We start from the raw sequence: 26,535 nt of genomic DNA, 5'->3' as shown, positions 1-26,535 counted from the left end.
TCGAGGCGACCCTGGTGCTGGCGCAGCATTTCCATGGCAATGGTGCCCTGGCCGGCAATCACATCGGGGTCGTCAAATGGATGGACAAAGGTCAGGCCCTCTTTTTTCTCCAGCGCCACCGCGTGGCCGTGGGCGTCGGAGTAGCTGTCGCCGAACAGCACCACCTCGCCGCCGAAGCCGCGCACGGCATCGACCTTGAGCATCGGCGTGGTGGTGGGCATGACGATCACGGCGCGGCAGCCCAGGCGCTGCGCGCTCAGGGCCACGCCTTGCGCGTGGTTGCCGGCCGAGGCGCAAATCACGCCTTTTTTGAGTTGCGCCGGGGTCAAGTGCGCCATCTTGTTGTAGGCGCCGCGCAGCTTGAAACTGTGCACCGGCTGCTGGTCTTCGCGCTTGAGCAGCACGGTGTTGTTCAGGCGCGCGCTCAATGAAGGCGCGACCTCCAGGGCCGACTCGACGGCCACGTCATAGACACGGGCGGTCAGTATCTTGATGAGGTAGTCGGCGGGGCTTAATTGGGTAGTTTTCATAGGGTCCTGATGATAAGCGCCCCGCCCACGACGACAAATGGCGACAAAAAGCGACAATCGCGGCTCCTGAACCTTGAAGGAAATCTGAACATGGAATGCACAGTGAGTTGGATCGGCGCTTTGGGTACGCGCTCGGGCATGGGTTTTGTGGCCGAAACCGGCAGCGGCCACACGCTGGTGATGGACGGCGCACCCGACGCCGCCAAACCCGAAAACGGCGGCCTTAACCTGGCACCGCGCCCATTGGAAACCTTGTTGGCCGGCACCGGCGGCTGCACCGCTTATGACGTGGTGCTGATCCTCAAGCGCGGTCGCCACGATGTGCGCGGCTGCACGGTCAAGCTCGACGCCGAGCGCGCCGAGAGCGACCCCAAGGTGTTCACCAAAATCAACATGCACTTCACCGTGACCGGCAAGGGCGTTACCGCTTCTGCGGTCGAACGGGCCATTGCCATGAGCCACGACAAATACTGCTCGGCCAGCGTCATGCTGGGCAAAACCGCAGACATCACGACCAGCTTCGAGGTGCTGGAGGCCTGAGTTTAGATGCGGTGCGCCACGGTGGTCATCACCTTGGCCGCCAGGGTCATCAGGCCCCTGACCGGCGGTGGCAAATCAATGGCGCCAAGCTCTTTGGCGTTGAGCGCATGGCGCGCCTCGTCGTCCTTCATTTGCGCCACGATGGCGCGCGAGGCGTGGTCACCGGCGGGCAGACGGCTCAGATGGCTGTCCAGATGCGCCTCCACCTGATTTTCGGTTTCCACCACAAAACCCAGGCTCACCTTGTCGCCCAGCTTGCCCGCCAGCAGGCCGATGCCGAATGCGCCGGCGTACCACAGCGGGTTGAGCCATGAGGGCCGGTCGCCCAGTTCCTTGAGGCGCTGTTCAGTCCAGGCCAAGTGGTTGGTTTCCTCGGCGCTGGCTTGTTGGAAATGGGCGCGCAGCGCCTCATTGCTGGTGGCAAACGCCTGCGCCGTGTAAAGCGCCTGGGCGCAGACCTCGCCCACATGGTTGACGCGCATCAGCGCACCCGCTTCTTTTTTATCGAGTTCCGAGAGCTCGGTGGCATCACCTGGCACCGTCGGGCAGGCCTGGGTGCCACGGTGCTGGGCGAATACCGTTCGCAAGGCGTCATCACAAGTGCTTAAAAATCGGTCCATCATGTTGATTCCAGTTCTGCTGAGTTGATCCTTTGCGGGTCAGACCACTCGCGAAGCGACGTGCTCTGACCCCAACCAATTTGATCTTTGCGGGTCAGACCACTCTCGAAGCGACGTGCTCTGACCCCAACTGCTTAGGATGAAATTGTCCCGGCCAGACGGAACAACAACGCTGGGGCAGTTTTGCGCAAGCCCTATTGTAATTTTGTGCGCTATATTGCTGTCCATGAGCGCAAATTCACCACTGTCCGCGCAATCGGTGTTTGAACTTCAGTCGGTGCTGCAGCGCCACGGCCACGATTCTCATGCATTGGTCCAAATCCTGCGCCAGTTTCAGGCTGTGCATGGCTGGTTGCCGCGCCCTGCCCTGCGCCAGACAGCCGCCGCTCTGGGGCTGACACTGGCGCACGTCGAAGGCGTGGCGGGGTTTTACCGTTTTTTCCATACCCAGCCGGTGGGCGCCTACCGCGTGCTGTTCAGCGACAACATCACCGACCGCATGCTCGGCAGCGAGGCCTTGCTGCGGCATTTGTGCGGATTGCTGAAAGTGGCCCCCGAGCAGACGCGCGCCGATGGCCTGGTGAGCATCGCCACCACGTCATGCACCGGCCTGTGCGACCAGGGCACGGCGGCGCTCATCAACCACCATCAAGTCATCACCCGGCTGAACCCTGAGCGGATTGCGCAGATGGCAGAACTGATCGAGCACCAGGTGCCGGCCGCGCAATGGCCGTCTGAGTGGTCGCAGGTTGACGATCAAATTCGCATGGCCAATGTCAAGCTGGGCGTGCAACCGGCCCCGGGCGCCGGTATTGCCGCGGCCTTGGCGCGCGAGCCCCAGGCCATGCTCGACGACCTCAAGCGCTCCAAATTGCGCGGCCGCGGTGGCGCCGGTTATGCCACCGGCACCAAGTGGCAACTGTGCCGCAATGCCGTGGGGCAGGCACATTACGTGGTCTGCAACGCCGACGAAGGCGAGCCCGGCACCTTCAAGGACAGGGTGCTGCTGACCCGCTACGCCGACACCCTGTTCGAGGGCATGACCATCGCGGCCTGGTCTATCGGCGCCAAGCATGGCTTGATGTATTTGCGCGGCGAGTACCGTTACCTGCTGGAACCCCTGCAAGCGGCGCTGCATCGCCGGCGCGAACAAGGCTTGCTGGGCGCGTCGATTCAGGGCAAGGCTGGCTTTGATTTCGACATCAGCATCCACGTGGGCGCCGGCGCTTACGTGTGCGGCGAAGAGTCTGCGCTCATCGAGTCGCTCGAAGGCAAGCGTGGCGTGCCGCGCATTCGCCCGCCCTTCCCGGTCGAGCACGGCTATTTGGGCCAGCCCACCACCGTCAACAATGTTGAAACCTTTTGCGCCGTGACCCACATTGCGGTGCACCGCGGCGACTGGTGGGCGCGCATCGGCACGGCGCAATCGACCGGCACCAAGATTCATTCAGTCTCCGGCGACTGCGAGCGCCCCGGCATTTACGAGTACCCGTTCGGCACCCGCGTCGGGCGCATTCTGGAAGACTGCGGCGCCCGCGACACGCAGGCGGTGCAGGTCGGCGGACCCTCCGGAGTGTGCCTGTCGGCGCTGGAATTTGACCGCCGCATCAGTTTCGAGGATGTGCCCACGGCGGGCGCTTTCATGGTGTTCGACCGTAGCCGCGACATGTTCGAGGTGGCTCGCAACTTTGCCCACTTTTTCGCCCACGAGAGCTGCGGCTTTTGCACGCCCTGCCGCGTCGGCACCGAGCTGGTGGTGCGCCAGATGGACAAGCTCAAACGCGGTTACGGCTCCAGTGCCGACATACAGGTGCTGTATGAACTCGACAAATTGATGCACGGTGCCACCCACTGTGGGCTGGGTGCCGGTGCCTGCAACCCGCTGCGCGACACCATTGCCAAGTTTCGCCCGGCCTATGAGCAGCATTTGAAGTCGCTGCACTTTGTCGCCGGCTTCGACATGGACGCCGAGCTGTCCCAGGCGCGCCGTGCCACCGGGCGCAACGACAGCGGCGCGCACCTGGAGAATTTTGAATGACGACCGACAGCCGCATTGACGCCTTGAGCCCCGGCACTTTCGCGCTGGACGGGCAAGAGGTCGAATTCGGCCCGGGTGACAGCATTCTGCAAGCCGCCCGCCGCGCCGGGCATTACATTCCGCACCTGTGCTGGCACTCCGACTTTGCCGCACACGGCTCCTGCCGTCTGTGTACCGTCAAGGTCAACGGCCGCACCGGGGCGGCCTGCACCATTGCGGCCGCCAGCGGGCAAGAGGTGGAAAGCGACACCCCCGAACTCAACGCCCAGCGCAGAACGCTGCTGCAGATGCTGTTTGTCGAGGGCAACCACTTTTGCCCGTCGTGCGAAAAAAGCGGCAACTGCCTGCTGCAGGCCACGGCTTACCAGATGGGCATGGTTGGTCCCCATTTTGAAGAGTTCTATCCCAACCGTCGGGTCGATGCCAGCCACCCCAACCTGCTACTGGACCTGAACCGCTGCATTTTGTGCGAATTGTGTGTGCGCGCCAGCGCCCAGGAGGGCAAGCACGTGTTTGCCATGGGCGGGCGCGGCATCACGAGCCACTTGCTGGTCAACAGCGACAGCGGCCAACTGGCGGGCAGCGCCATCGCCCCGGGCGACCGCGCCGCCAGCATCTGCCCGGTGGGCGCCATCCTGCCCAAGCGTCGCGGCTTTGTCATCCCGATCGGCCAGCGCCGCTTTGACAGCCATCCGGTGTCACAGGAGGACGCGACATGACGACCGCCTTGACGGGTGCAACACACTTGCACGCGCCGCGCAAGCTGAAGGTGGCCACGGTGTCGCTGGCGGGCTGTTTTGGCTGCCATATGTCCTTGCTCGACATTGATGAGCGCCTGCTGGAACTGCTGGAGCACGTCGAGTTCGACTGCTCGCCGCTGACCGACATCAAAACCATCAGCAGCTGCGACATCGGCCTGATCGAAGGTGGCCTGTGCAATGCCGAAAACGTGCAGGTGCTGCGCGAGTTCCGGGCTCACTGCAAGACGCTGGTGGCCGTGGGCGCCTGCGCCATCAACGGCGGCTTGCCAGCGCAGCGCAACCAGCGCGATGTGGGCCAGATGATGTGCGATGTGTATTGCAGCCACAACGGTACGGTGGCCGGCAGCCAGGTCCCCAACGACCCCGAGCTGCCGCTGCCGCTCAACCATGTGCACCCGATTCACGAGGTGGTGCATGTGGACTATTTTTTGCCGGGCTGCCCGCCCGGCGACGGCGCCATCTGGTCTTTTCTGACCGACCTGCTGGCCGGACGCACGCCGCAACTGGGACCAGGGTTGATTCACTATGACTGAGACACTCGTCATCGCGAGGAGCGAAGCGACGTGGCGATCCATGACGTCCGGAAGTCATGGATTGCCGCGCCTCGCTCGCCATGACATCCCTCACAGGAAAGTACTGGGCAATGACTTTTCCACTTGAAACCGCCGCCCACCCGGAGGGTCTGCGCCGGGTGGCTATCGACCCGGTGTCGCGCGTCGAGGGGCATGGCAAGGTGACGCTGCTGCTCGACGCCGACAATCACATCGAACAGGTGCGCCTGCACATTGTCGAGTTCCGGGGCTTCGAGAAATTCATCGAAGGCCGCCCCTACTGGGAGGTGCCGGTGATGGTGCAACGCCTGTGCGGTATCTGCCCGGTGTCGCACCACCTGGCAGCGGCCAAGGCGTTTGACCGCGTGCTGGGTGCCACGCCGGTGAGCGCCAGCGCCAACGCCGTGCGGCGGCTGATGCACTACGGGCAAATCCTGCAATCCCATGCACTGCACTTCTTTCACCTGGCATCGCCCGATTTACTCTTTGGCTTTGATTCCGAAGTGGCCAAGCGCAACATCGTGGGCGTGGCGCAAGCCCACCCCGAGATCGCCAAAAAAGGCATTTTGCTGCGCAAGTTCGGCCAGGAAATCATCCGCATCACCGCCGGCAAGCGCATCCACGGCACCGGCGCGGTGCCGGGCGGCATCAACAAGCTGGTGACTCTGGAGGAACGCAACAGCCTGCAGCGCGATCTGCCCCGGATGCTGCAATGGGCACAAGATGCGGTGGACATTGCCAAACAGTTGCACGCGCAAAACCCCGCGCTGTACAACAATTTTGGCAGCTTTCGCTCCAAGCTGATGTCGCTGGTGCGTCCCGACGGCGCCATGGATTTGTACGACGGCGTGCTGCGGGTGCGCGATGAAAATGGCCGCATTTTGTTTGACCAGGTGGACAACCAGCGCTACCTGGAACTGATCGAGGAAGAAGTTCGCCCCTGGAGCTACATGAAGTTTCCCTACCTGCGCAGCCTGGGCGCGCAACTGGGCTGGTACCGCGTGGGTCCGCTGGCCCGCGTGCAAAACTGTGACTTCATTCCGAGCGCCTTTGCTGAAATCGAGCGCCAGTCCTTTGTTGCCTGGGGCCGGGGCGAGCCGGTGCACGCCACGCTGGCCTACCACTGGGCCCGCATGATCGAAATGCTGCACGCGGTGGAAGTGGTCGCCGAACTGCTGGCGGACCCGGCGCTGCTGTCGGGCGACCTGCTCACCAGCGGCGTGCGCCAGCGCCATGGCGTTGGCATGATCGAGGCGCCGCGCGGCACCCTGATCCACGACTACGAGGTGGGCGACGACGACCTGATCAAGCGCTGCAACCTGATCGTATCCACCACCCACAACAATCAAGCCATGAACGAAGCGGTGCGCTCGGTGGCGCGCGACTATCTGGACGGCCAGGAACTCACCGAGGGCCTGCTCAACCACATCGAAGTGGCCATTCGCGCCTATGACCCCTGCCTGTCCTGCGCCACCCACGCGCTGGGCCGGATGCCGCTGGAGGTGACGCTGCTGGCAGCCGACGGCACGCTGCTGGATCAGATGCAGAAGTCGTCCGATGGCGGGCTGACGCGCACCAAATGATCGCGCCGCTGCTGGTGCTGGCTTGGGGCAATCTGAGCCGGGGTGACGATGCGCTGGGGCCGCTGTGCCTGGCCGCCCTGCGCGCGCAACTGCCAGACGCTTTACAAGACCAGGTCGAGTTTCTGGAAGATTACCAGTTGCAGATTGAGCACGCGCTGGACCTGATCGGCCGGCAACGCGTGCTCTTCATTGATGCCAGCCTGACCTGCCCGGCGCCATTCCAGGTGACAGAGCTCAAGCCGGCACAGGATGCCAGCTTTACCACCCACGCCCTGTCACCGCAGGCCTTGCTGCAGGTGTTTCAGGATGTGCAGGGCGAGCCGCCACCACCGTGCACCCTGCTGGCGATTCGTGGTGAGCAATTTGAATTGGGCGAGCCGCCCGGCCCGCCGGCCCTGGCGCACTTGCAAAGCGCGCTGCAATGGGTCCGGCAATGGCTGCACGCCGATGGTTCTTAACCCAGCGCGTCGTTCACCTGCTCGTTAAATTCGGCCAGCTGTTCAGCCGCCTGCACCTCGCGCGGCATGGCGTCGCGCACCGAGAACACGCCCAGAATCTTTTTGGCCTCGGTGACGATGGGCAAATGCCGGTAACCGCGCTCGATCATCAGCAGCACGGCATCGGCCACCTTGGTCTCGGGCACCACGCAGTCGGGATTGCGCGTCATGATGTCGGCCACGGTGGTGGTGGCCGGGTCGAGCGACTTGGCCAGCACGCGGGTCATCAGATCGCGCTCGGTCACGATGCCCAGCAAGGTGTTGGCGGCGTCGATGATCAGCACGCTGCCGCAGTTTGCACGCGTCATCACACAGGCAGCGGTATAGACCGTGGCGCCAGGGGCCACATTGACCACATGGCGCTGCGATATCGATTGAAAAACAGTACGTTCGGTCATGACAGGCTCCTAGGGGTAATGGTTTTAACGCAGTGCCGCGTTGATTTTGTCCAGCACGCTGGCGCCCGGGCAAAGCTGCTGCACACCCAGGGTGTTGAGCGGTTGCGCGCTGGTGTTGAGCGAGGTGTGCAGATCGGTGGGCAGCGGGTCAAGGTACAGCAGACCGGTGACCACTTCACCGCGCGCGGCATGGCTGTTCATGTAGCTCATGGCCGCATAGCGGTCGGTGGGGTCGTAGTCGGTGTGCAGCTTGCGCAGGCGCAACACCGAGCCGTCGTGCTGCTCCACCTCGACCAATTCGCCCGGCGCGTACTGGGTGGTGATTTCCTGGCCGGGCGCGACGAAGTCGATCACGCTGACCGCTTCATCGTGCTGGCGCACGTATTCATAGCTCTTGGTGCTGCCGGCGTGGTTGTTGAAGGTGACACAGGGGCTGATGACATCGATGAACGCCGCGCCGCCGTGCGCCAGCGCGCCCTTGATCAGCGGCACCAGCTGCGCCTTGTCGCCCGAGAAGCTGCGCGCCACGTAGGTGGCCCCCAGTTGCAGTGCAATGCCGACCAGATCGACAGGGCTGTCGGTGTTGATGGCGCCCTTTTTGCTCTTGGAGCCGCGGTCTGCCGTGGCCGAAAACTGCCCCTTGGTCAGACCATAGACACCGTTGTTCATCACGATGTAGGCCATGTTGACACCGCGGCGCATGGCGTTGGCAAACTGCCCCAGGCCGATCGAGGCCGAGTCGCCGTCGCCCGACACGCCCAGGTACATCAGCTCGCGGTTGGCCAGGTTGGCACCGGTGAGCACCGAAGGCATGCGCCCGTGCACCGTGTTGAAGCCATGCGACGCGCCCAGGAAGTAGGTGGGCGCCTTGGAACTGCAGCCGATGCCCGAGAGCTTGGCCACGCGGTGCGGCTCGATGTCGATCTCCCAGCAGGCCTGGATGATGGCCGCCGAGATGGAATCATGGCCGCAGCCTGCGCACAACGTGGAGACCGGGCCTTCGTAGTCGCGCCGGGTGTAGCCGACCTTGTTTTTGGTCAGCGTGGGGTGATGCAGCCTGGGTTTGGCAAGGTAGGTCATACAGTCTCCTTCAGAAGCGCCAGCTTGGCGGCGATGGCGCTCACGATAAAGCGCGCCGTGATCGGGGTGCCGTCGTAGTGCAGCACTTTCACCAGTTGTTTGGGGTTCGCATCGATTTCGTCGATCAGCAAGGTGCGCATCTGGGCATCGCGGTTTTGCTCCACCACGAACACGGTGTCATGCTCGGCCAGGAAGGTCTCCACCGATTTGGGGAACGGGTAGGCCAGCAGGCGCATGCCATCCACATGGATGCCGTCTTCATCGAGCACGTCCAGCGCCTCACGCATGGCGGGAGTGGTGGAGCCAAAATAAATGGCCCCGATGCGCGTGGACTCGGCCGCTTTGTGCACGATGGGCTGCGGCACCAGATCGGCGGCTGTCTTGAACTTTTTCAGCAGGCGCTCCATGTTGTAGATGTAGTCCGGCCCGCGTTCCGAGTAGCGTGCATACGCATCCTTGGACGTGCCACGGGTGAAATACGCGCCTTTGGTGGGATGCGTGCCGGGGTAGGTGCGCCACGGAATGCCGTCGCCATCGACGTCGTTGTAGCGGCCAAAATCCTTGCCGGCGGCCAGATCGGCGGCGGTCATGACCTTGCCGCGGTCGTACTCTCGCTTGTCGTCCCAGACAAACGGTTTGCACAGGCGCTGGTTCATGCCGATGTCGAGGTCGCTCATGACAAAAATGGGCGTTTGCAGCCGGTCGGCCAAGTCCAGCGCTGCCGCCGCGTGCTCAAAACACTCGTGCGGATCTTGCGGAAACAGCATCACATGCTTGGTGTCGCCGTGGGACGCATAGGCACAAGACAACAGGTCTGACTGCTGGGTGCGCGTGGGCATGCCGGTGCTCGGGCCGCCGCGCTGGATGTTGATCAGCGTGACCGGGATCTCGGCAAAGTAAGCCAGGCCGATGAACTCGGTCATCAGCGAAATGCCGGCGCCCGAGGTGGCGGTAAAGGCCCGTGCGCCATTCCAGCCGGCCCCGATGGCCATGCCGATCGAAGCCAGCTCGTCCTCGGCCTGCACGATGGCAAAGTTGTGCTGCCCGGTGCTGGCGTCGACACGGAATTTTTCGCAGTATTTCTGGAAGTTTTCCGGCACCGAGGACGACGGCGTAATCGGGTACCAGGCTGCCACCGTGGCACCGCCATAGACGCAACCCAGCGCTGCGGCACTGTTGCCGTCGGTAAAAATCTGGTCGCCGATCATGTCGGATTTGCGCACCTGCAGGCCGATCGGAAACTCAAGATGTTGCGTGACGTAGTCGCGGCCCAGGTTGATGGCCTGCATGTTGGAGGCCAGCAAGCGCTCCTTGCCCTTGAACTGCTCGGCAAAGAGCTTTTCGAACACCGAGGCATCCATGTCGAGCAGCACCGACAAGGCGCCCACGTAAATGATGTTCTTGAACAACTGGCGCTGGCGCGGGTCGGAGTAGGCAGTGTTGGTGATTTCGGTCAGCGGCACGCCGATGACCGTGATGTCTTTGCGGAATTTGGACTCGGGAATGGGCCGGGTGCAGTCGTAAAACAGGTAGCCACCGGGCTCGATCTCGGCCAGGTCCTCGTCCCAGGTCTGCGGGTTCATCGCGACCATCATGTCCACGCCACCTCTGCGGCCGTGGTAGCCTTTTTCGCACACCCGGGCCTCGTACCAGGTGGGCATGCCCTGGATGTTGCTGGGGAAAATATTGCGCGGACTCACTGGCACGCCCATGCGCATGACGGCTTTGGCAAACAGTTCGTTGGCGCTGGCCGAACCCGAGCCGTTGATGTTGGCAAACTTGATGACGAAATCGTTGATGGCTTCAAGGCGTTTCATGCGGCCTCCGTGACATTGGAATGGGCAGCGGCTGACTTGGTGTCGCGTGCGCGCGGCCCCGCTTGCGTGGTGTTGAGTAACAATTTCTGCATGTCCCAGGCGCCCGTGGGGCAGCGCTCGGCGCAGAAACCACAGTGCAGGCAGACGTCTTCGTCCTTCACCATGACGCGGCCGGTTTTGAGCTCGCCCGACACATACAGGTCTTGCTCGGCATGGGTGGCTGGCGCCTTCAGCCGGGTACGCAGGTCTGCCTCTTCGCCGTTGCTGGTGAAGCTGATGCAGTCCATCGGGCAGATGTCCTCGCAGGCATCGCACTCAATGCACAGGTTGCCCTTGAAAACCGTTTGCACGTCGCAGTTCAGGCAGCGGCTGGCTTCCTTGAAGGCGGTGGCGGCATCAAAACCCAACTCGACCTCGACCTTGATGCTGGCCAGGGCTTTTTCTGCCGTGGTCCATGGCACTTTGAAGCGCACGTCGTTCGATACCGCATTTTTGTAGCTCCACTCATGGATGCCCATTTTTTGCGACATCAGATTGACCATGGGGGCGGGCCGCTGGGTCACGTCTTCGCCGTGCAGCAGCCGGTCGATCGACACCGCCGCCTCGTGCCCGTGGGCCACGGCGGTGATGATATTCTTTGGGCCGTAGGCCGAGTCACCGCCAAAAAACACGTTAGGCAGAGTCGATTGGAAGGTGCCCTCAGTCAGCACCGGCAGGCCCCATTTGTCGAATTCAATTCCGCAATCGCGCTCAATCCAGGTGAAGGCGTTTTCCTGGCCCACCGCCACCAAGACTTCATCGCAGGGCACGAACACATCGGGCTCGCCAGTCGGGATCAGGCTGCGCCGGCCCTTGGCGTCGTACTCGGCGCGCACGATCTCGAACATCATGCCGGTCAGCTTGCCGTTGTCGTGCTCGAACGATTTTGGCACGTGGTAATTGAGGATCGGGATGCCCTCGTGCTGCGCGTCTTCCTTTTCCCACGGCGAGGCTTTCATCTCTTCGAAGCCGCTGCGCACGATCACTTTCACGTCCTTGCCGCCCATGCGCCGTGCCGAACGGCAGCAGTCCATGGCGGTGTTGCCGCCGCCCAGCACGATGACGCGCTCGGCGGTCTTGGTAATGTGGCCAAACGACACCGACATCAGCCAGTCGATGCCGATATGGATATGCGCCGCCGCCTCCTTGCGCCCGGGCGCCTCCAGATCACGGCCGCGCGGCGCACCGCTGCCAATGAAAATCGCGTCATAGCCTTCACCCAGCAGCGCCTTGAGCGAATCGATGCGTTGCCCGGGCTTGAAGTCAACGCCCAGGTCCAGAATGTAGCCGGTTTCTTCGTCCAGCACCGACTCGGGCAGGCGGAACTTGGGGATTTGTGTGCGCACAAAGCCACCGGCCTTGCTCTCGCCCTCGAACACCGTCACGGCGTAGCCCTGCGGCACCAGGTCGCGCGCCACCGTGAGCGACGCCGGCCCGGCACCCACGCAGGCCACGCGCTTGCCGTTGGGCGGCAGCACCGTGGGCATGCGCGCCTTCACGTCGTCCTTGAAGTCGGCCGCCACCCGCTTCAGGCGGCAAATGGCCACCGGCTCGGGCTTGGCACCGTTGTTTTCCTCGACCCGACCGCGCCGGCAGGCGGGTTCGCAGGGGCGGTCGCAGGTGCGACCCAAAATGCCCGGAAACACGTTGCTCACCCAATTGATCATGTAGGCGTCGCTGTAGCGACCCTGACCAATCAGGCGGATGTATTCCGGTACGGGGGTATGGGCCGGGCAGGCCCATTGGCAATCGACGACCTTGTGGAAATAGGCCGGGTTCGAAATATTGGTAGCTTGCAAAGTTGTCTCCTTGCCCTGCAAACGCTTGCGAGATGATGCTGCAGGTGAGGGTGGCATCCTACGCCCAACGGCCGCTCCGATGAAGCTTTCGACCCCGTGAATTGCCATTTTGCTGATCTATATCAAAAAAATTTCTTCGCCAAAAATAGGCGAACAACTTGATTTGGCTCAAAGAAATGCCCGAAGTGCCCGCCAAAATGAGTCCATCTAGCCCCAGGAGCCACCATGAAAGCCATCCAGCAAGTTGACCGATTCAAAGCCCTCGACGCCTGCCACCGGCAAATGCACCAGCAGTTGGCCGAACTGGTCGATTTGCTGGAACGGCTCGATACCGACAGCGAGAGCCCGCACACCCGCCAAAAAGCCAAAACCATCGAGGCCTTCTTTTCAGAAGTGGCGCGCCCGCACCACGCCGAAGAAGAACAACTGGTGTTCCCCGACCTGCTGCTCAGCAGCAACGCCGAACTGGTGCAGGCCGTGCAAACCCTGCAACAAGACCACCGCTGGATCGAGCAGAACTGGCTTGAACTCGCACCCATGCTGCGCGCCATCGCCCAAGGCGAAGACTGGGTGGACATGGCCGAGCTCAAACACAATGCCGAGGTCTTTGTGAGCCTGTGCCACGACCACATCATGCTGGAAGAGAGCCTGATCTACCCCGAAGCCAAGGCGCGCCTGGTCGAAGCGCTGGCCAGCCGTGCCAGGCGGCTGGCGCAGCAGGCAGTGTAATTACCGCGCCGCACGCCCAGGGCCACGGCGTCCATGCGGCGCTCGATCCAGCCGTCCTGGTTGAGCACACGATGCCAGCCAGTCCCTGGTTTTTTTCTGGCTAAACTTGTCGAAACGCATGTCGCGCGCTTTTCAAACTGGCAACACCGGACACATGAAAAAAATCTCATCCCCTCTTTTGCGCCACCTCCAGCGCGGCTTCACCCTGATCGAGTTGATGGTGGTGCTGCTCATCATTGGTGTGCTCGCGGCGCTGATCGTGCCCAACGTGCTCGACCGCGCCGACGATGCGCGCGTCACGGCGGCCAAGACCGATGTGGCCAACCTGGTGCAGGCGCTCAAGCTCTACCGCCTCGACAACATGCGCTACCCGACAGCCGAGCAGGGTCTGCAGGCGCTGCTGGTCAAGCCCACCACGCCGCCGCTGCCGGCCAACTGGAAGAACTACCTCGACAAGCTGCCGCAAGACCCCTGGGGCCATTCCTACATTTTCCTCAACCCCGGCATCAAGGGCGAGGTCGATGTGATGTCATATGGCGCTGACGGCCAGGCCGGTGGCGAGGGCCGCGATGCAGACATCGGTAGCTGGCAGCCCTGAGTTGTCACGCTGGCGTCGCCGGTCTTCGGCGGGCTTTACCCTGCTGGAACTGCTGGTGGTGCTGGCGATTGTGGCCATGGCCTCTGCGGGCATCGGTTTTGCCATGCGCGACGGCACCCAGACCCGGCTCGAGCGTGAAGCGCAGCGCCTGTCCGCCTTGTTCGAGTCGGCGCGCTCGCGCTCGCAGGTGAGCGGCGTGCCGGTGCGCTGGCAGGTGACCCCGCAGGGGTTTGCGTTTACCGGTTTGCCGCCATCTGCTCTGCCAGAAGACGATTTGCCGCAAACCTGGCTCGATACGGACACCTCGGCTGCCATTGATGCGCCGGTTTTGGCAAACGCCGGGCGGTTGGCCACCCTCTTGCTGGGCCCCGAGCCCATCATCGAGCCGCAAGTCGTGACGCTGTTCTCAAGCAGCGAGCCAGCCAAAGCTGTGCGCTTGGCCACCGATGGCGTGCGGCCGTTCGCGGTGCGGGCCACCTCGCCATGAAGCAGCGGGCGCGCGGTTTCACGCTGGTCGAGGTGCTGGTGGCGCTGGGCATCGTGGCCATTGCCCTGATGGCCGGATTGCAAGCCACGGCTGCGCTGACCCGGCATGCGCAGCGCCAGTCCGACATGGTGCTGGCGCAGTTGTGCGCAGAAAACGAGCTGGTCAGAATCCGCCTGCTCCAGCAGATGCCCGATGTGGGCGACAGCAGCGAGGCGTGCGAGCAGGCCGGGCGCAGCCTGACGGTGGCGCTGGGGGTGCGCCCCACGCCCAACCCCAACTTCAGGCGGGTCGATGCCAGGGTGCTCGACGGCAAGGTGCCGATCTGGCGCCTGACCACCGTGGTGGGGCGCCACTGATGCAGCGCAAACCTTGCTGCCGGGGCTTCACCCTGATCGAGCTGCTGGTGGCGATCACCCTGATGGCCTTGATGACGGTGCTGAGCTGGCGCGGTCTCGACGGCATCAGTCGTTCGCAAGTTCGCTTGCAGCAGCAATCCGACGACGTGCTGGCGCTGCAGGCCACGCTGGCGCAATGGGGCGCCGACCTCGACGCCATGGTCGAGCAGCCCGGCACGCCGAGCCTGGACTGGGACGGCCGCGCGCTGCGCATTCTCAGACGCGGCAGCGCCGAGCCGGGCGAGGGCTTGCGGGTGGTGGCCTGGACGCAGCGCAGCGCGGCGGGCCAGTGGTTGCGCTGGCAGTCACCGCCGTTGCTGACGCGTGGCGCGCTGGAGCTGGCCTGGCAAAAAGCGCAGGTCTGGGCGCAAACCCCCGGCGACGATGATCGGGCGCGTGAGGTGCGCACGGTGGCGCTGGAGCAGTGGCAAATTTTTTATTACCGGGGCAACGCCTGGAGCAACCCGCTGTCCAGCGCCGACGGACCGGCTGCGGCGCCTCCTGCCGCCAGCGCTCCCGGCCCGGGCGAACCCGCCGCCGCGCCCGATGGCGTGCGCCTGGTGCTGACACTGCCGCCCGGCCAGGCGATCAACGGCACGCTGACGCGCGACTGGGTGCGCGGTTCGATCGGGGGTGGCAAATGAGGGCGCAACGCGGCGCTGCCATCCTGACCGCCATGCTCACCGTGGTGCTGGTGGCCACGCTGGCGTCCGCCATGCTGTGGCAGCAATGGCGCGGCGTCGAGGTGGAATCGGCCCAGCGCACCCGCGTGCAGTCGGCCTGGATTTTGACCGGCGCGCTCGATTGGGCAAGGCTGATCTTGCGTGAGGACGCGCGCCAGGGCGGCCCCGACCACCTGGCCGAGCCTTGGGCCGTGGCACTGGCACCCGCGCGCCTGACCACCTTTTTGGCGGCGCAACAGGGCGAGGCGCTGGTCGGCGACGACGCCGACGGCGTGCAGGATGCTTTTTTGGCTGGCAGCATGCAAGACATGCAGGCGCGCCTGAACGTGACCAATCTGCTCGACAACGGCAAATTGCATGAGCCCACGGTGGCGGCCTGGACACGCCTGTTCCGGCAACTGAATCTGCCCGACGACGAACTGATGACGTTCACGCGGCAGCTGTTGCTGGCCCATGCGCCTGCCACGGACACGCAGGCCGCGGCGGTTGCGCCTTTGCGGCCGCAGGCAGTGTCTGATCTGGTCTGGCTCGGGCTGTCGCCCGCCACCCTGCTGTCCCTGCGCCCGTATGTCACGCTGTTGCCGGCGCGCACGCCGGTCAATCTCAATACCGCAACGCCCGAGGTGCTGATGGCCAGCATCGAAAATCTGGACATGGCGCGGGCGCGTTCGCTGGCGGGCGCGCGCGACGCACAACACTTCAGCACACTGCCTGACGCCGTGCAACGCATCGGGAACGCTGAAATCAAACTCGATGCCGGCCTGCACGCAGTGGCGACGCGGTTTTTCAGCGTGACCGGGCAACTCCGGGTAGGCCAGACTATTCTGCAGGAGACCTCGGTACTGCAGCGCGATGGCTTGCAGGTCAAAATTTTGAGCCGCACCCGCGAGGTGGTCCAGTCTGGCCAGCCCCCCATACAATGATCTTGCCACCATGACTTCCCTGATCATTGCCCTGCCCAATGCCAGCGCCGATGCTTCTGCGCAGTACGACTACGTGCTGACTGCGGACGGCAGCGCGCCGGCGAGCTACGCCAGTGTGCCGCTGGCGCTGCTGCCCTTGCCCACTGAGCGCCAGACCGAAGTGGTGGTGCTGCTGCCCATGTCCGCACTGTCCTGGCATCAGGTCCAGTTGCCCAAGGGCAGTCTGGCGCGTGGCCTGATGGCCGAGCGTGGCGCCAGCCGCCTGCGCGCCATCCTGGAGGGCCTGCTCGAAGAGCGCCTGCTCGACGACCCGGCGCAGTTGCACCTGGCGCTGCAACCCCAGCCGGTGGCCGAGGCACCGATTTGGGTGGCGGCTTGCGACAAGACCTGGCTCGGCGCGCACTTGCAGGCGCTGGCCCAGGCCGGCCTGGCTGCCCACCGCATCGTGCCCGAGTTCACCCCCGAGGCGCTGGCGCACACCCTGTATGTGCTGGGCGACGAGCAGCATCCGATGCTGCTGGGCGCCAATCTGGTGTTGTGCCCGCTGTCGGCTGCCGCTGTGGCCTGGCTGGGTGACGCGCCAGCGCAGGCTGACCTGCCTGAAGTGGTCGCCGAGCCCGCCGCGGCGGCGCTGGCCGAAAGCCTGTTCAAGCGCCCGGTGGCCCTGCAACCGCGTCCCCAGCGACTGCTGCAGGCAGCGCAAACGCCCTGGGACCTGGCCCAGTTCGAGCTGGTCAACGCCAACCGGGATCGGGCCTGGGCGCGGCTGGCGCAGGGGTCGAAAAATTTGCTGCGCTCCCCGCAGTGGCGCGCGGCGCGACTGGCCCTGGTGGCGCTGGTGCTGGTCAACTTCGTCGCCTTGAATGCCTGGGCCTGGCGCGAGCAGGCGGCGCTGCAAGCCAAGCGCCAGGCGGTGCGCGCGGTGCTCACGCAGACCTTCCCCAAGATTCCCGTGGTGGTCGATGCGCCGCTGCAAATGGCGCGCGAAGTGGCCGTCCTGCAGCGTGCCAGCGGCGCGGCAAGCGAGGCTGACCTGGAGGCCATGCTCTCAATCTTGGCTGCGGTGCTGCCCGCCACGCAAACATTCACGGCGATTGACTATACGGCGCAAGAACTGCGCGCCACGGCACCGGCCGTCGATGACACGGAGCAGGCGCGGGTGGCGCTGGCGCTCAGGCAGCAGGGTCTGGCAGCCGCCTGGGAGGGCGCGCAGTGGGCAGTCCGGGCGGAGGCGACACCATGAAGCTTCTGGCAACCTTGCAAACCCGCTGGCACAGCGTATCGCCACGCGAGCAGCGCCTGGTGATGCTGGCCGGTGTGCTGGTCAGCCTGGCCCTGCTGTGGTGGCTGGCGCTGGCCCCGGCGCTGGCGGTGCTGAAAGCGGCACCGGCGCAGCACCGGACGCTCGACGCCCAGTTGCAGCACATGCAGCGTCTGCAGGCGCAGGCCAAAGCCTTGCAGGCGCAGCCCGCGCTGTCGGCCGACCAGGCGCGCCAGGCGCTCGACGCCGCACTGGCGCCATTGGGAAGCGACGCGCAGATGACCATGCAGTTCGACCGTGCCACGGTCACGCTCAAGGCGGTCGGTGCCGGCGCGCTGGCGCAATGGCTGGCCACGGTCCGGCAAAACGCCCACACCGCGCCGGTCGAGGCGCACCTGGTGCGCAATCCGGCTGGCAGTTGGGACGGCACGCTGGTGCTGAACCTGGGGGCGCGGCCATGAAGCCGATGCGGGCAGACACACCCTGGCGCTGGGCGCTGGCCGGCGCGTTGCTGGGCCTGGCGCTGAGCACGCTGGTCTTTGCGCCGGCGCGCTGGCTGTCATCGCTGGTGCAGCGCGCCAGCGCCGGCCAGGTGCTGTTGCAGCAGGCGCGCGGCACCGTGTGGACAGGCTCGGCCCGCGTCACGCTCAAGGGCGGGGCCGGCAGCCAGGATTCAGCCACGCTGCCGGGCCGGCTGGACTGGCATCTGGCACCCGCTCTGACGGGTGCCAAGCTACAACTGAACGCCGACTGCTGCCTGCAGCAAGCCTGGACGATGCGCTTGCAGCCGCGCTGGAACGGGCTGCGCCTGACGCTGTCGGACGCCCGGTCGCAGTGGCCGGCCGCCCTGCTAGCGGGCCTGGGCACGCCCTGGAACACGGTGCAGCCGCAGGGCGAGCTGAACCTGAGCACACAGGGCCTCACACTGGACTGGGCCGCCGGGCGCCTGCAACTCAGCGGCGCGGCGCAGCTCGACGCCATGAACCTGTCCTCGCACCTGTCCACGCTGCGACCCATGGGCAGCTACCGTTTCAGCCTGCAGGGCGGCACGCCGGTGACGCTGGCCCTGGCGACGCTGCAGGGCAGCCTGCAAGTCTCAGGCACGGGCCAATGGGTGGGCGGCCAGCTGCGCTTTAATGGCGAGGCCAGCGCCGTGCCCGAGCATCAGGCGGCCCTGTCCAATCTTCTGAACCTCATCGGGCGGCGCAACGGTGCGCGCTCCATCATCAAAGTGGGTTGAACCAGCATGAATCTATTGAACTCTTCAAAACCCCACCATGGCCTTCATGCCGCTGCGGCATGCGCCCTGCTGGCCGTGGTGATGGCAATGTCGCCCCTGAACGCCATGGCGCAGGGCGCGGCCAGGTCGGGTGACCTGGTGACGCTGAACTTCAACAACGCCGAGATCGACGCCGTGGCGCGCACCTTTGCCAGCATCACCGGGCGCAATGTGGTGGTTGATCCGCGCGTCAAAGGCACGCTGACGCTGGTGACCGACAAAGCCGTGAGCCGCGCCGCCGCCATGGGGCAATTTGTCGCAGCGCTGCGCTTGCAGGGCTTCACCCTGGTGGAGTCGGATGGCCTGTACAAGGTGGTGCCCGAGGCCGATGCCAAGCTGCAAAGTGCCGGCGTGAGCATGCTCGATGGCGACGAAGGCAGGCTGCCCTCGGGCAACCAGATTGCAACGCAAATTTTCAAGCTCAATTTTGAGTCGGCCAGCAACCTGGTGCCGGTATTGCGGCCCCTGATCAGCCCCAACAACACCATCAACGCCAACCCCGGCAGCAACTCGCTGGTGATCACCGACTACGCCGACAACCTGCGCCGCCTGGGGCGCATCATTGCCGCCATGGACGTGGCCAACGCCACCGATATCGAAGTCATTGCGCTGCAGCACGCCATTGCCGCCGACCTGGCGCCGCTGGTGCTGCGCCTGCTGGGCGCCAGCAGCGCGGGCGCGCCGCCCGGCCAGGCCGACACCTCGTTCAAAACCACGCTGATCGCCGAGCCGCGCTCCAACAGCCTGATTCTGCGAGCCGCCAACGGCGCGCAACTGGCGCTGGCGCGCTCGCTGGTGGCGCGCCTCGACCAGCCCGAAGCAGGCAGCAACAATGGCGCGGCGGGCAACATCCATGTGGTTTACCTGAAAAATGCCGATGCCACCAAAATCGCGGCCACCCTGCGCGCCGCTGTCAGTGGCGGTACCGCCCCCGCGGCGGCACCCACGGGCGCGACGGGCGCGGCGGGCGCCACTGGCGCGCAAGCCACCACGGGCGGCCAGATACAAGCCGATGTGGCCACCAACTCGCTCATCATCACCGCGCCCGAGCCGCAATACCGCCAGCTGCGCGCCGTCATCGACAAGCTCGACGGCCGGCGCGCCCAGGTGTTCGTCGAGAGCCTGATCGCCGAGGTCAGCGCCGACCGGGTGGCCGAATTCGGCATCCAGTGGCAGGGCGCCATCGGCCAGGCCGGTGACACCATCATCGGCCTGCTGGGCACCAATTTTGGTTCTGGTGGCAAAAACATCATTGACCTGTCAACCGGTGTCGTCAGCGGCGATGTGCTGCCGGCGCGTGGCCTGAACTACGGCGCCGCGCGCAAGACCAACGGCGTCTATGTGCTGGGTTTTCTGGCCCGTTTCCTGGAGGAAAGCGGCAGCGGCAATGTGCTGTCCACCCCCAATCTGCTGACGCTGGACAACGAGGAAGCCAAGATCGTGATCGGCCAGAACGTGCCTTTCCCGACCGGCCAGTTCACCAATACCGGCAGCAACACCGGCTCGGTCAACCCGTTCACCACCTTTGAGCGCAAGGACGTCGGCCTGACGCTCAAGGTCAAGCCGCAAATCAGTGAAAACGGCACCGTCAAGCTGGCCATCTACCAGGAGGTTTCCAGCGTGCTGGCCTCCACCCTGAACGCCACCAGCGGCCCCACCACCAACAAGCGCACCATCGAGTCCAACGTGCTGGTGGAAGACGGCGCCATCGTGGTGCTGGGCGGCCTGCTGCAGGACGAATACTCGGGCAACCAGGAAAAAGTGCCTGGCCTGGGCGACGTGCCGCTGTTCGGCAATTTGTTCAAAAGCGAAAACCGCAGCCGCAAGAAAACCAACCTGATGGTGTTTTTGCGCCCGGTGGTGGTGCGCGACGCGCAGGCCACCGACCAGCTCTCGCTCGATCGCTATGACCTGATGCGCGCCGGCCTGCAAAAAGCCCAGCCCGCACCCAGCCTGCTGGCGCCGATCAACGAGGCGCCGCTGTTGCCGCCGGCACCGGTCAAATCGGTAAGCGGCTCGCCCACCCCGATGATCACGACCGGCCCGTAATTTCCAGCCATCGAACTGGCCCATGCGTTACCCCCTGCCCTACGCCTTTGCCCGCAGCCACCAGCTGTTGCTGGAAGAAGACGCGGGCGCCTTCAGCCTGCTGGTGCATGCCGAGTCGGCGCCCGGCGCCGTCGGCGAGGTGCTGCGCAAATACCCGCACAGCCAATTGCAGACGATGGTGGCCAATGCGCTCATCCAGCGCATCAGCGCCGCTTATGCGCAGGGCGAATCGAGCGCCGCAGCGGTGGTCAGCGAGGTCGAAAGCGACGCCGATCTGACGCGCATGATGCAGGAGCTGCCCGCCATCGAAGACCTGCTGGAAACCTCGGACGACGCGCCCATCATCCGCATGCTCAACGCGCTGCTGACGCAGGCCGCGCGCGACGGCGCCAGCGACATCCACATCGAACCCTACGAGCGCCATTCATCCGTGCGCTTTCGCGTTGACGGCACGCTGCGCGAGGTGGTGCAGCCCAACCGGGCGCTGCACGCCGCGCTGATTTCGCGCCTGAAAATCATGGCCGAGCTCGACATTGCCGAGCGCCGCCTGCCGCAAGACGGCCGCATCAGCCTGCGCATCGGCACCCGCGCCGTGGATGTGCGCGTGAGCACGCTGCCCAGCGCCCATGGCGAGCGCGCCGTGCTGCGCCTGCTCGACAAATCCGAGGGCCGCTTGAGCCTGGAGGCTTTGGGCATGCAGGGCGAGGTGCTGCGCCGTTTTGAGCACCTGGTGACGCAGCCGCACGGCATTGTGCTGGTGACCGGCCCCACCGGCTCGGGCAAAACCACCACGCTCTACGCCGCGTTGCAGCGGCTGGACGCCGCCCACAACAACATCATGACGGTGGAAGACCCGATCGAGTACGAGCTGGCCGGCGTCGGCCAGACCCAGGTCAACCCGAAGATCGACCTGACTTTTGCCAAGGCCTTGCGCGCCATCCTGCGGCAAGACCCCGACATCATCATGATCGGCGAGATCCGCGATTTCGAGACCGCGCAAATCGCCATTCAGGCCAGCCTGACCGGCCACCTGGTGCTGGCCACGCTGCACACCAACGACGCCGCCAGCGCCGTGACGCGCCTGACCGACATGGGTGTCGAGCCGTTTTTGCTGAGCTCCAGCCTGCTCGGCGTGCTGGCCCAGCGCCTGGTGCGCAAACTGTGCCCGCAGTGCAAGCTTGACAACCACCCCGTCGGCTGCCCCCAGTGCGGCCAAACCGGCTATAGCGGCCGCAGCGGCGTGTTTGAGCTGCTGGTCACCGACGACGCCATCCGCGCCCAGATCCACAGCCGCGCGAGCGAGGCCGACATCCGCGCCGCAGCCATTGCCTCGGGCATGGTGCTGATGCGCGAGGACGGCGAGCGCCTGGTGCGCGCTGGCATCACCTCGCGCGAAGAACTGCTGCGCGTCACGCGCGACTAGGCTTGTCCATCCATCGACCATGCCGGTTTATTCCTTCGAAGCCATCAGCGCCGCCGGCGACACCCGCAAGGGCGTGATCGAGGCCGACTCGGCCAAGGCCGCGCGCGGACTGTTGCGCGCGCAGGCGCTGGTGCCTCTCAGGGTGGAGGCTATCAGCGCCCAGGCCGGTGATCAGTCACGAGCGGGCAAGTCCTGGGGTCAACGCCGCGTTTTCAGCGCCACCGCGCTGGCCATCTGGACGCGCCAGCTCGCCGGTCTGGTGTCTTCGGGCCTGCCGCTGGAGCGTGCGCTCACCTCACTGTCGGACGAGGCCGAAAGAACGCCCGAGCGCGAGCTGGTGGCCACGCTGCGCGCCGAGGTCAATGGCGGCACGCCGTTTGCCAAGGCGTTGGCCCAGCACCCGCGCGAGTTCTCGGATATTTTTGTCGCGGTGATCGGCGCCGGCGAGCAAAGCGGCAACCTGGGGCTGGTGCTGGAACGCCTGGCCGACGACCTCGAAGAGCAGCACGCGCTCAAAGCCAAGCTGATCGGCGCCGCGCTGTACCCGGCCATCGTGTCGGTGGTGGCGGTGGTCATCGTGCTGTTCCTGGTGACCTACGTGGTGCCGCAGGTGGCCAACGTGTTTGCCGGCAGCAAGCGCGCGCTGCCGCTGCTCACCGTCATCATGATCAATACCAGCACTTTTCTGAGAAGCTACGGCTGGCTGCTGCTGATGGCTTTGGCGGCTGGCGCATTTGCCGCCCGCCTGGCGCTGGCCAATGACCAGGCGCGTGAAAAATTCGATGCCGCCTGGCTCAATCTGCCGATTCTGGGCAAGATGTCACGCAGCTACAACTCGGCGCGTTTTGCCAGCACCCTGGCCATGCTGGCATCTGCTGGCGTGCCCATTTTGAAAGCCTTGCAGGCCGCCGCCCAGACCCTGTCCAACCGCGCCATGCGCACCGACGCGCTCGACGCACTGGTGCTGGTGCGCGAAGGTGCGCCGCTGGCCTCTGCGCTGGCGCAAAAAAAGCGCTTTCCGGGGCTGCTGGCCTTGTTTGCGCGCCTGGGTGAACAAACCGGCACACTGCCGCTGATGCTGCAGCGCGCCGCCAAACAGCTCAGCACCGAGGTGCAGCGCCGCGCCATGCAGCTTGCCACCCTGCTGGAGCCGCTGCTGATTGTGGCCATGGGGCTGGTGGTGATGCTGATCGTGCTGGCGGTGCTGATGCCGATCATCCAGCTCAATCAGCTGGTGAAGTAGCGCGCAAGCCCGAGGCCGTTGGGTGTTATCAAGAATTTTCGGAGTGGCTGCCTCTGGCGGGCGGGTGGGCAGCGATTGCAGACGCTCGGATGCGTGGTCCAGTGAGCTATAGTGCAGACCACCAGAACGTCGAAAAACGTTAGATCATTAACCTAACTTCGCCAGGATAGGCGACGGGGTTCAAAGGGATGGAATTGACTTCAACTTTTTGCGAAATTGGCCACAAACCTTGGTGGCATGTGTCCTGCCGCTCAATGGGCATCGCGTTGAATGGATGGAGTCCCAGTTTATTTCGTCGTCTAGCTTGGGAATGCCAAGATAGGCGCTCGGCTACATTACGTTATATGCAAAAAAAAGAGAAGAAGCCTCAATGAATAACGTTGTAAAGAATATAATATTTTTTTTCTTAGGAGCTGGCCTAACTAGTTTAGTGCTTCTTTACATTAGTGATGATGGTGTATTAATTACACTTGAGAACATAAACAATCGTTACGCTTCAATTATCGGTGTTGTTTTTTCCGTCGTACTGGTAATAGTAACTCTTATTTATGTGATACTAACCTTCTTCCAAGTCAACGCCTCAAATAAATCTGTTGAGGTTAGTCAAAATCTACTTAAACAAACTGAAAAACAATTAATGTTTTCAAATGTACCTACACTAATACCTGATATAACCGAAACCTCAGGTTCCGCTTACTTTGGAGAAAAAAGAAGACAGCTAGGTATAAAAGCTATCGTGAAAAATATTGGTGATAGTCCTGCGCTTCATGTTCACACACGCATTAAGCTTATTTACAAGCATGTAGAATATGAATGGAAAGATCAGCTATATGAATATTCATTTATTGGTAATTTAAGTGCACAAGAGGAGAAAAAATCCGATATGCACTTTGAAACAAGAAAAATAGAAAAAATGATGGAGGATTTTTCTATTAGTCATGCAAAAAACGTGTATAGGGTAAAAAACAATCCGGCTCAATCATCATATCGTGGGCCGGATCTTTCAATAGAAGTAATTTATTCCAATGTGCATGGCCAGTATTTTAAAAGTCATTTAATTCATCCAATTTTAGCAATAGAGGCTCCTGAAAGAGAAGAGAAAGAAAAGGGCTATGTATACATGCACGATGATGAACACATAAAAGATGATGAACGCTTTAAGTTGGCTCTCATTAATCCAATATTTCAAGAATTCTTGTTTGAACCAATAAGTAATGAAGAAGCTAATAGTTTAATTGAAAAATATAGGTCGCTAGTTTGAAAATAGCATATAACAAGTCGTTCAAAAAGGACGCGAAAAAGCGTCGCGCCTTTTAACTCAAACTACAAGGGCTTCCCCACCTTTGTCAAACAAATATCCCTCGTGGTGAATCGCGCAGCGATTGACCACGAAACCTGACTTCCTTCTTCCCCTACATCACTGTGCGATTTCTGTCGTTGCCTATTCAGTGCAAGGCATGCGGACGGCGAAACTACAAACGGTCATTCGAGGCTGCATTGCTTGCAGCGAACCCTGATGAAAGACGCGCGCCGAGGGCTCCATTCGTTAGTCGGGGCTCAGTTTGGTTTCCCATTCTGCTACCTTCCTTAAAGCTACCGAGCATTCCCCGGCGCAGGTCCAAACCTTTCACTCATCAACGACAAGTCATCACACGGTGACATTTACAACTTCAACTTTAATTTCGCGATCTGCGTCAGCGCTGTGCTGATCACGCAGGCAACTTGAACGCATCGCCCTGCTGCAACATCGCCCAACACATGCGCGCATTCTTGGCCGCAATGGCCACTACGGCTTTCCAGTAGCCCCGGCGCTCTTGTACGCTGATCGCCCATCGGCTCACCGGGTCGGTCTTGTTCTTGGCAGCTGACAACACCGCCTTACCGCCCATGATCAACAGGGTGCGCAGGTATGGGTCACCGGCCTTGGTGATGCGCCCCAGGCGCTGCTTGCCGCCAGAGCTGTATTGGCCCGGAACCAGACCCAGCCAGGCACAGAACTGGCGACCGCAGGTAAAGTCGTAACCCTTGCCGATGGTGGCCACAATGGCGCTGGCGGTTGTGGTGCCAACGCCGCTTAAGCGCATGAGTTGCCTGGACTGTTCGTCCTCTTTGGCAATGTGGGCCAGATATTTGTCATATTGGTTGATGCGCTCATCCAGGCGGGTGAGCTCGCTCAGGGCATCCCCCACCACCGTGTTGCACCAGCCAGGCAGGTCTTCCAGGTGTTTGTGGGCTTCGCGGCGCACGGTGGCGGCTTTGAGCGGCAGCACGATATCAGGCACGCCATGTCCAGCATTTGCAAAAGGCGATGACGCAGATGAATGTGCAACTGCACCACGTCATCTCCGACATCATGGGGGTGACCGGCCAAGCCATCGTGCGCGCCATCGTCGCGGGCGAGCGTGACGCCGCCACCCTGGCCAAACTGCGGGATCGGCGCATCAAGGCTGATGAGGCCGAGGTCGCCGCGGCGCTACAGGGCAACTGGCGCGACGAGCACCTGTTTGCCCTCAAGCAGGCGCTGGCCTTGATCGACGCCTATACCGCCCAGATCACCGAGTGCGATGGCAAGCTGCAGCAACTGCTGGGGGCGCTGAAGGGCCATGCGTTGCCAGAGATCGGATTGGGGGCTCCCAAACGCGGCACGCCGGCCAAGAATTCAGTTCGCTTTGATGCGCGTGCCTACCTGTTCGAAGCCAGCGGCGTTGACCTGACGCGCATACCCGGCATTGATACCAGCACCGCGTTGAAAGTCATCAGCGAGATTGGTGTCGATCTGGCACGCTTTCCCACAGTCAAGCATTTCACCTCGTGGCTGGGCTTGTGTCCGGGTACCAAGATTTCGGGCGGCAAGGTGCTCTCAAGTGCCACCAAGCCCTGTGCCAACCGGGCCGCCCAAGCCTTGCGCATGGCCGCGCAGGCGCTGCGCAAGAGTCAAACCGCACTGGGCGCCCATCACCGTCGATTGTGTTCGCGCATGGATAAACCCAAGGCCATCACGGCCAGTGCGCACAAGCTGGCCCGACTGGTTTATTTCATGCTGACCAAGGGGCAAGCCTTTGTCGAGGCCGGGCAGGACGAGTACGAGGAGCGCTACCGTCAAAGAGTGGTGCAAAATCTCACTCGTCGGGCTCACCAATTGGGCTTTCAACTTACACCACAGGAAACCTCCTCAGCATGACTTCAACTATCCGATTTCTCAGGGCTGCTGC

The 26,535-nt window shown here is 63.2% G+C and carries 26 protein-coding genes and 1 pseudogene; 20 read left to right on the top strand and 7 right to left on the bottom strand.

Translation table 11 applies throughout. The features are described from left to right. Positions 1-530: pyridoxal-phosphate dependent enzyme (locus PHF15_RS08605; RefSeq protein WP_300120326.1), on the bottom strand; the 530-nt coding region annotated here is incomplete at its 3' end. Between the two features lie 90 nt (positions 531-620). Here PHF15_RS08605 and PHF15_RS08600 point away from each other — a divergent pair. Then, positions 621-1,070, top strand: a complete 450-nt coding sequence (locus tag PHF15_RS08600) for an OsmC family protein (RefSeq protein ID WP_300120325.1) — start codon at positions 621-623, stop codon at positions 1,068-1,070. 2 nt (positions 1,071-1,072) lie between these two features. Here PHF15_RS08600 and coq7 read toward each other — a convergent pair whose 3' ends face one another. Then, positions 1,073-1,693 (bottom strand): 2-polyprenyl-3-methyl-6-methoxy-1,4-benzoquinone monooxygenase, encoded by a 621-nt coding sequence (gene coq7, locus PHF15_RS08595; RefSeq protein ID WP_300120324.1) that lies wholly within the window; start codon positions 1,691-1,693, stop codon positions 1,073-1,075. A gap of 223 nt (positions 1,694-1,916) precedes the next feature. Between coq7 and PHF15_RS08590 the strand changes: the two genes are divergently transcribed. The 5 genes from PHF15_RS08590 to PHF15_RS08570 all read left to right on the top strand — a co-directional run bounded on the left by PHF15_RS08590 (position 1,917) and on the right by PHF15_RS08570 (position 7,081). Continuing rightward, positions 1,917-3,728, top strand: a complete 1,812-nt coding sequence (locus PHF15_RS08590) for an NAD(P)H-dependent oxidoreductase subunit E (RefSeq protein WP_300120323.1) — start codon at positions 1,917-1,919, stop codon at positions 3,726-3,728. Continuing rightward, a complete protein-coding gene (locus PHF15_RS08585; RefSeq protein ID WP_300120322.1) occupies positions 3,725-4,447 on the top strand; it encodes a 2Fe-2S iron-sulfur cluster-binding protein in 723 nt (240 codons plus the stop codon). The genes PHF15_RS08590 and PHF15_RS08585 overlap by 4 nt, the downstream gene beginning before the upstream one ends. Then, positions 4,444-5,022: an NADP oxidoreductase gene (locus tag PHF15_RS08580; RefSeq protein WP_300120321.1), complete on the top strand. Its 579-nt coding sequence runs from the start codon at positions 4,444-4,446 to the stop codon at positions 5,020-5,022. The genes PHF15_RS08585 and PHF15_RS08580 overlap by 4 nt, the downstream gene beginning before the upstream one ends. Before the next feature lie 110 nt (positions 5,023-5,132). Next, positions 5,133-6,623, top strand: coding sequence for a Ni/Fe hydrogenase subunit alpha (locus tag PHF15_RS08575; RefSeq protein ID WP_300120320.1), 1,491 nt, complete (start codon positions 5,133-5,135; stop codon positions 6,621-6,623). Further along, positions 6,620-7,081 carry a hydrogenase maturation protease gene (locus PHF15_RS08570; protein ID WP_300120319.1) on the top strand — a complete coding sequence of 154 codons (462 nt, stop codon included), beginning with the start codon at positions 6,620-6,622 and terminating at the stop codon, positions 7,079-7,081. The genes PHF15_RS08575 and PHF15_RS08570 overlap by 4 nt, the downstream gene beginning before the upstream one ends. On the opposite strand, the gene PHF15_RS08565 is transcribed toward PHF15_RS08570, so the two are convergent. Genes PHF15_RS08565 through PHF15_RS08550 form a run of 4 tightly spaced genes read right to left on the bottom strand, consistent with a single transcriptional unit; the run spans position 7,078 to position 12,253 of the window. Next, on the bottom strand, positions 7,078-7,518 hold the full coding sequence (locus PHF15_RS08565) for a CBS domain-containing protein (protein ID WP_300120318.1): 441 nt from the start codon (positions 7,516-7,518) through the stop codon (positions 7,078-7,080). The genes PHF15_RS08570 and PHF15_RS08565 overlap by 4 nt on opposite strands. A gap of 24 nt (positions 7,519-7,542) precedes the next feature. Further along, a complete protein-coding gene (locus tag PHF15_RS08560; protein WP_300120317.1) occupies positions 7,543-8,598 on the bottom strand; it encodes a 2-oxoacid:ferredoxin oxidoreductase subunit beta in 1,056 nt (351 codons plus the stop codon). Then, positions 8,595-10,415: a 2-oxoacid:acceptor oxidoreductase subunit alpha gene (locus PHF15_RS08555; protein ID WP_300120316.1), complete on the bottom strand. Its 1,821-nt coding sequence runs from the start codon at positions 10,413-10,415 to the stop codon at positions 8,595-8,597. The genes PHF15_RS08560 and PHF15_RS08555 overlap by 4 nt, the downstream gene beginning before the upstream one ends. Next, complete coding sequence (locus PHF15_RS08550) at positions 10,412-12,253, bottom strand: FAD-dependent oxidoreductase (protein WP_300120315.1); 1,842 nt, start codon at positions 12,251-12,253, stop codon at positions 10,412-10,414. The genes PHF15_RS08555 and PHF15_RS08550 overlap by 4 nt, the downstream gene beginning before the upstream one ends. Positions 12,254-12,478: 225 nt before the next feature. Here PHF15_RS08550 and PHF15_RS08545 point away from each other — a divergent pair, with 225 nt between their 5' ends. The 13 genes from PHF15_RS08545 to PHF15_RS08485 all read left to right on the top strand — a co-directional run bounded on the left by PHF15_RS08545 (position 12,479) and on the right by PHF15_RS08485 (position 24,584). After that, the gene (locus PHF15_RS08545; protein WP_300120313.1) at positions 12,479-12,982 is read left to right on the top strand and encodes a hemerythrin domain-containing protein; all 504 of its coding nucleotides are present in this window, start codon (positions 12,479-12,481) and stop codon (positions 12,980-12,982) included. Between the two features lie 154 nt (positions 12,983-13,136). Continuing rightward, positions 13,137-13,580 carry a type II secretion system major pseudopilin GspG gene (gspG, locus tag PHF15_RS08540; protein WP_300120312.1) on the top strand — a complete coding sequence of 148 codons (444 nt, stop codon included), beginning with the start codon at positions 13,137-13,139 and terminating at the stop codon, positions 13,578-13,580. After that, positions 13,552-14,067: a prepilin-type N-terminal cleavage/methylation domain-containing protein gene (locus PHF15_RS08535; protein ID WP_300120311.1), complete on the top strand. Its 516-nt coding sequence runs from the start codon at positions 13,552-13,554 to the stop codon at positions 14,065-14,067. Before gspG ends, PHF15_RS08535 begins: the two co-directional genes overlap by 29 nt. Next, a complete protein-coding gene (gene gspI, locus PHF15_RS08530) occupies positions 14,064-14,423 on the top strand; it encodes a type II secretion system minor pseudopilin GspI (RefSeq protein ID WP_300120310.1) in 360 nt (119 codons plus the stop codon). The genes PHF15_RS08535 and gspI overlap by 4 nt, the downstream gene beginning before the upstream one ends. Further along, positions 14,423-15,106 (top strand): prepilin-type N-terminal cleavage/methylation domain-containing protein, encoded by a 684-nt coding sequence (locus PHF15_RS08525; protein ID WP_300120309.1) that lies wholly within the window; start codon positions 14,423-14,425, stop codon positions 15,104-15,106. The genes gspI and PHF15_RS08525 overlap by 1 nt, the downstream gene beginning before the upstream one ends. Further along, positions 15,103-16,068 carry a type II secretion system minor pseudopilin GspK gene (gspK, locus tag PHF15_RS08520; RefSeq protein ID WP_300120308.1) on the top strand — a complete coding sequence of 322 codons (966 nt, stop codon included), beginning with the start codon at positions 15,103-15,105 and terminating at the stop codon, positions 16,066-16,068. The genes PHF15_RS08525 and gspK overlap by 4 nt, the downstream gene beginning before the upstream one ends. Before the next feature lie 10 nt (positions 16,069-16,078). Then, positions 16,079-17,311, top strand: a complete 1,233-nt coding sequence (gene gspL / locus PHF15_RS08515) for a type II secretion system protein GspL (protein ID WP_300120307.1) — start codon at positions 16,079-16,081, stop codon at positions 17,309-17,311. Continuing rightward, positions 17,308-17,790 (top strand): type II secretion system protein GspM, encoded by a 483-nt coding sequence (gene gspM, locus PHF15_RS08510; protein WP_300120306.1) that lies wholly within the window; start codon positions 17,308-17,310, stop codon positions 17,788-17,790. The genes gspL and gspM overlap by 4 nt, the downstream gene beginning before the upstream one ends. Next, positions 17,787-18,569 (top strand): type II secretion system protein N, encoded by a 783-nt coding sequence (gspN, locus tag PHF15_RS08505; protein ID WP_300120305.1) that lies wholly within the window; start codon positions 17,787-17,789, stop codon positions 18,567-18,569. Before gspM ends, gspN begins: the two co-directional genes overlap by 4 nt. A gap of 81 nt (positions 18,570-18,650) precedes the next feature. Further along, positions 18,651-20,657, top strand: a complete 2,007-nt coding sequence (gene gspD, locus PHF15_RS08500) for a type II secretion system secretin GspD (protein WP_300120335.1) — start codon at positions 18,651-18,653, stop codon at positions 20,655-20,657. Between the two features lie 22 nt (positions 20,658-20,679). Beyond that, positions 20,680-22,080: a type II secretion system ATPase GspE gene (gene gspE, locus PHF15_RS08495; RefSeq protein WP_300120304.1), complete on the top strand. Its 1,401-nt coding sequence runs from the start codon at positions 20,680-20,682 to the stop codon at positions 22,078-22,080. Between the two features lie 19 nt (positions 22,081-22,099). Next, complete coding sequence (gspF, locus tag PHF15_RS08490; RefSeq protein WP_300120303.1) at positions 22,100-23,323, top strand: type II secretion system inner membrane protein GspF; 1,224 nt, start codon at positions 22,100-22,102, stop codon at positions 23,321-23,323. A 370-nt stretch (positions 23,324-23,693) separates the two neighbouring features. Next, a complete protein-coding gene (locus PHF15_RS08485) occupies positions 23,694-24,584 on the top strand; it encodes a hypothetical protein (protein ID WP_300120302.1) in 891 nt (296 codons plus the stop codon). Positions 24,585-25,032: 448 nt separating this feature from the next. On the opposite strand, the pseudogene PHF15_RS08480 reads toward PHF15_RS08485, so the two are convergent. Then, positions 25,033-25,596, bottom strand: a pseudogene (locus tag PHF15_RS08480) (IS110 family transposase); the annotation flags it as partial. A 44-nt stretch (positions 25,597-25,640) separates the two neighbouring features. On the opposite strand from PHF15_RS08480, the gene PHF15_RS08475 reads away from it, so the two are divergent. Then, a complete protein-coding gene (locus PHF15_RS08475; protein ID WP_300120301.1) occupies positions 25,641-26,504 on the top strand; it encodes a transposase in 864 nt (287 codons plus the stop codon). The last annotated feature ends 31 nt before the right edge of the window (positions 26,505-26,535 follow it).

The organism is Rhodoferax sp. (assembly GCF_028689295.1).
Classification (GTDB): domain Bacteria; phylum Pseudomonadota; class Gammaproteobacteria; order Burkholderiales; family Burkholderiaceae_C; genus Rhodoferax.
This window is presented reverse-complemented; position numbering and strand designations above follow the sequence as displayed.

Coding starts and splice junctions, on each gene's coding strand:
- PHF15_RS08600 (WP_300120325.1), top strand. CDS start 621: ATGGAATGCACAGTGAGTTGGATCGGCGCTTTGGGTACGCGCTCGGGC.
- coq7 (WP_300120324.1), bottom strand. CDS start 1,693: ATGATGGACCGATTTTTAAGCACTTGTGATGACGCCTTGCGAACGGTA.
- PHF15_RS08590 (WP_300120323.1), top strand. CDS start 1,917: ATGAGCGCAAATTCACCACTGTCCGCGCAATCGGTGTTTGAACTTCAG.
- PHF15_RS08585 (WP_300120322.1), top strand. CDS start 3,725: ATGACGACCGACAGCCGCATTGACGCCTTGAGCCCCGGCACTTTCGCG.
- PHF15_RS08580 (WP_300120321.1), top strand. CDS start 4,444: ATGACGACCGCCTTGACGGGTGCAACACACTTGCACGCGCCGCGCAAG.
- PHF15_RS08575 (WP_300120320.1), top strand. CDS start 5,133: ATGACTTTTCCACTTGAAACCGCCGCCCACCCGGAGGGTCTGCGCCGG.
- PHF15_RS08570 (WP_300120319.1), top strand. CDS start 6,620: ATGATCGCGCCGCTGCTGGTGCTGGCTTGGGGCAATCTGAGCCGGGGT.
- PHF15_RS08565 (WP_300120318.1), bottom strand. CDS start 7,518: ATGACCGAACGTACTGTTTTTCAATCGATATCGCAGCGCCATGTGGTC.
- PHF15_RS08560 (WP_300120317.1), bottom strand. CDS start 8,598: ATGACCTACCTTGCCAAACCCAGGCTGCATCACCCCACGCTGACCAAA.
- PHF15_RS08555 (WP_300120316.1), bottom strand. CDS start 10,415: ATGAAACGCCTTGAAGCCATCAACGATTTCGTCATCAAGTTTGCCAAC.
- PHF15_RS08545 (WP_300120313.1), top strand. CDS start 12,479: ATGAAAGCCATCCAGCAAGTTGACCGATTCAAAGCCCTCGACGCCTGC.
- gspG (WP_300120312.1), top strand. CDS start 13,137: ATGAAAAAAATCTCATCCCCTCTTTTGCGCCACCTCCAGCGCGGCTTC.
- PHF15_RS08535 (WP_300120311.1), top strand. CDS start 13,552: ATGCAGACATCGGTAGCTGGCAGCCCTGAGTTGTCACGCTGGCGTCGC.
- gspI (WP_300120310.1), top strand. CDS start 14,064: ATGAAGCAGCGGGCGCGCGGTTTCACGCTGGTCGAGGTGCTGGTGGCG.
- PHF15_RS08525 (WP_300120309.1), top strand. CDS start 14,423: ATGCAGCGCAAACCTTGCTGCCGGGGCTTCACCCTGATCGAGCTGCTG.
- gspK (WP_300120308.1), top strand. CDS start 15,103: ATGAGGGCGCAACGCGGCGCTGCCATCCTGACCGCCATGCTCACCGTG.
- gspL (WP_300120307.1), top strand. CDS start 16,079: ATGACTTCCCTGATCATTGCCCTGCCCAATGCCAGCGCCGATGCTTCT.
- gspM (WP_300120306.1), top strand. CDS start 17,308: ATGAAGCTTCTGGCAACCTTGCAAACCCGCTGGCACAGCGTATCGCCA.
- gspN (WP_300120305.1), top strand. CDS start 17,787: ATGAAGCCGATGCGGGCAGACACACCCTGGCGCTGGGCGCTGGCCGGC.
- gspD (WP_300120335.1), top strand. CDS start 18,651: ATGGCAATGTCGCCCCTGAACGCCATGGCGCAGGGCGCGGCCAGGTCG.
- gspE (WP_300120304.1), top strand. CDS start 20,680: ATGCGTTACCCCCTGCCCTACGCCTTTGCCCGCAGCCACCAGCTGTTG.
- gspF (WP_300120303.1), top strand. CDS start 22,100: ATGCCGGTTTATTCCTTCGAAGCCATCAGCGCCGCCGGCGACACCCGC.
- PHF15_RS08485 (WP_300120302.1), top strand. CDS start 23,694: ATGAATAACGTTGTAAAGAATATAATATTTTTTTTCTTAGGAGCTGGC.
- PHF15_RS08475 (WP_300120301.1), top strand. CDS start 25,641: ATGAATGTGCAACTGCACCACGTCATCTCCGACATCATGGGGGTGACC.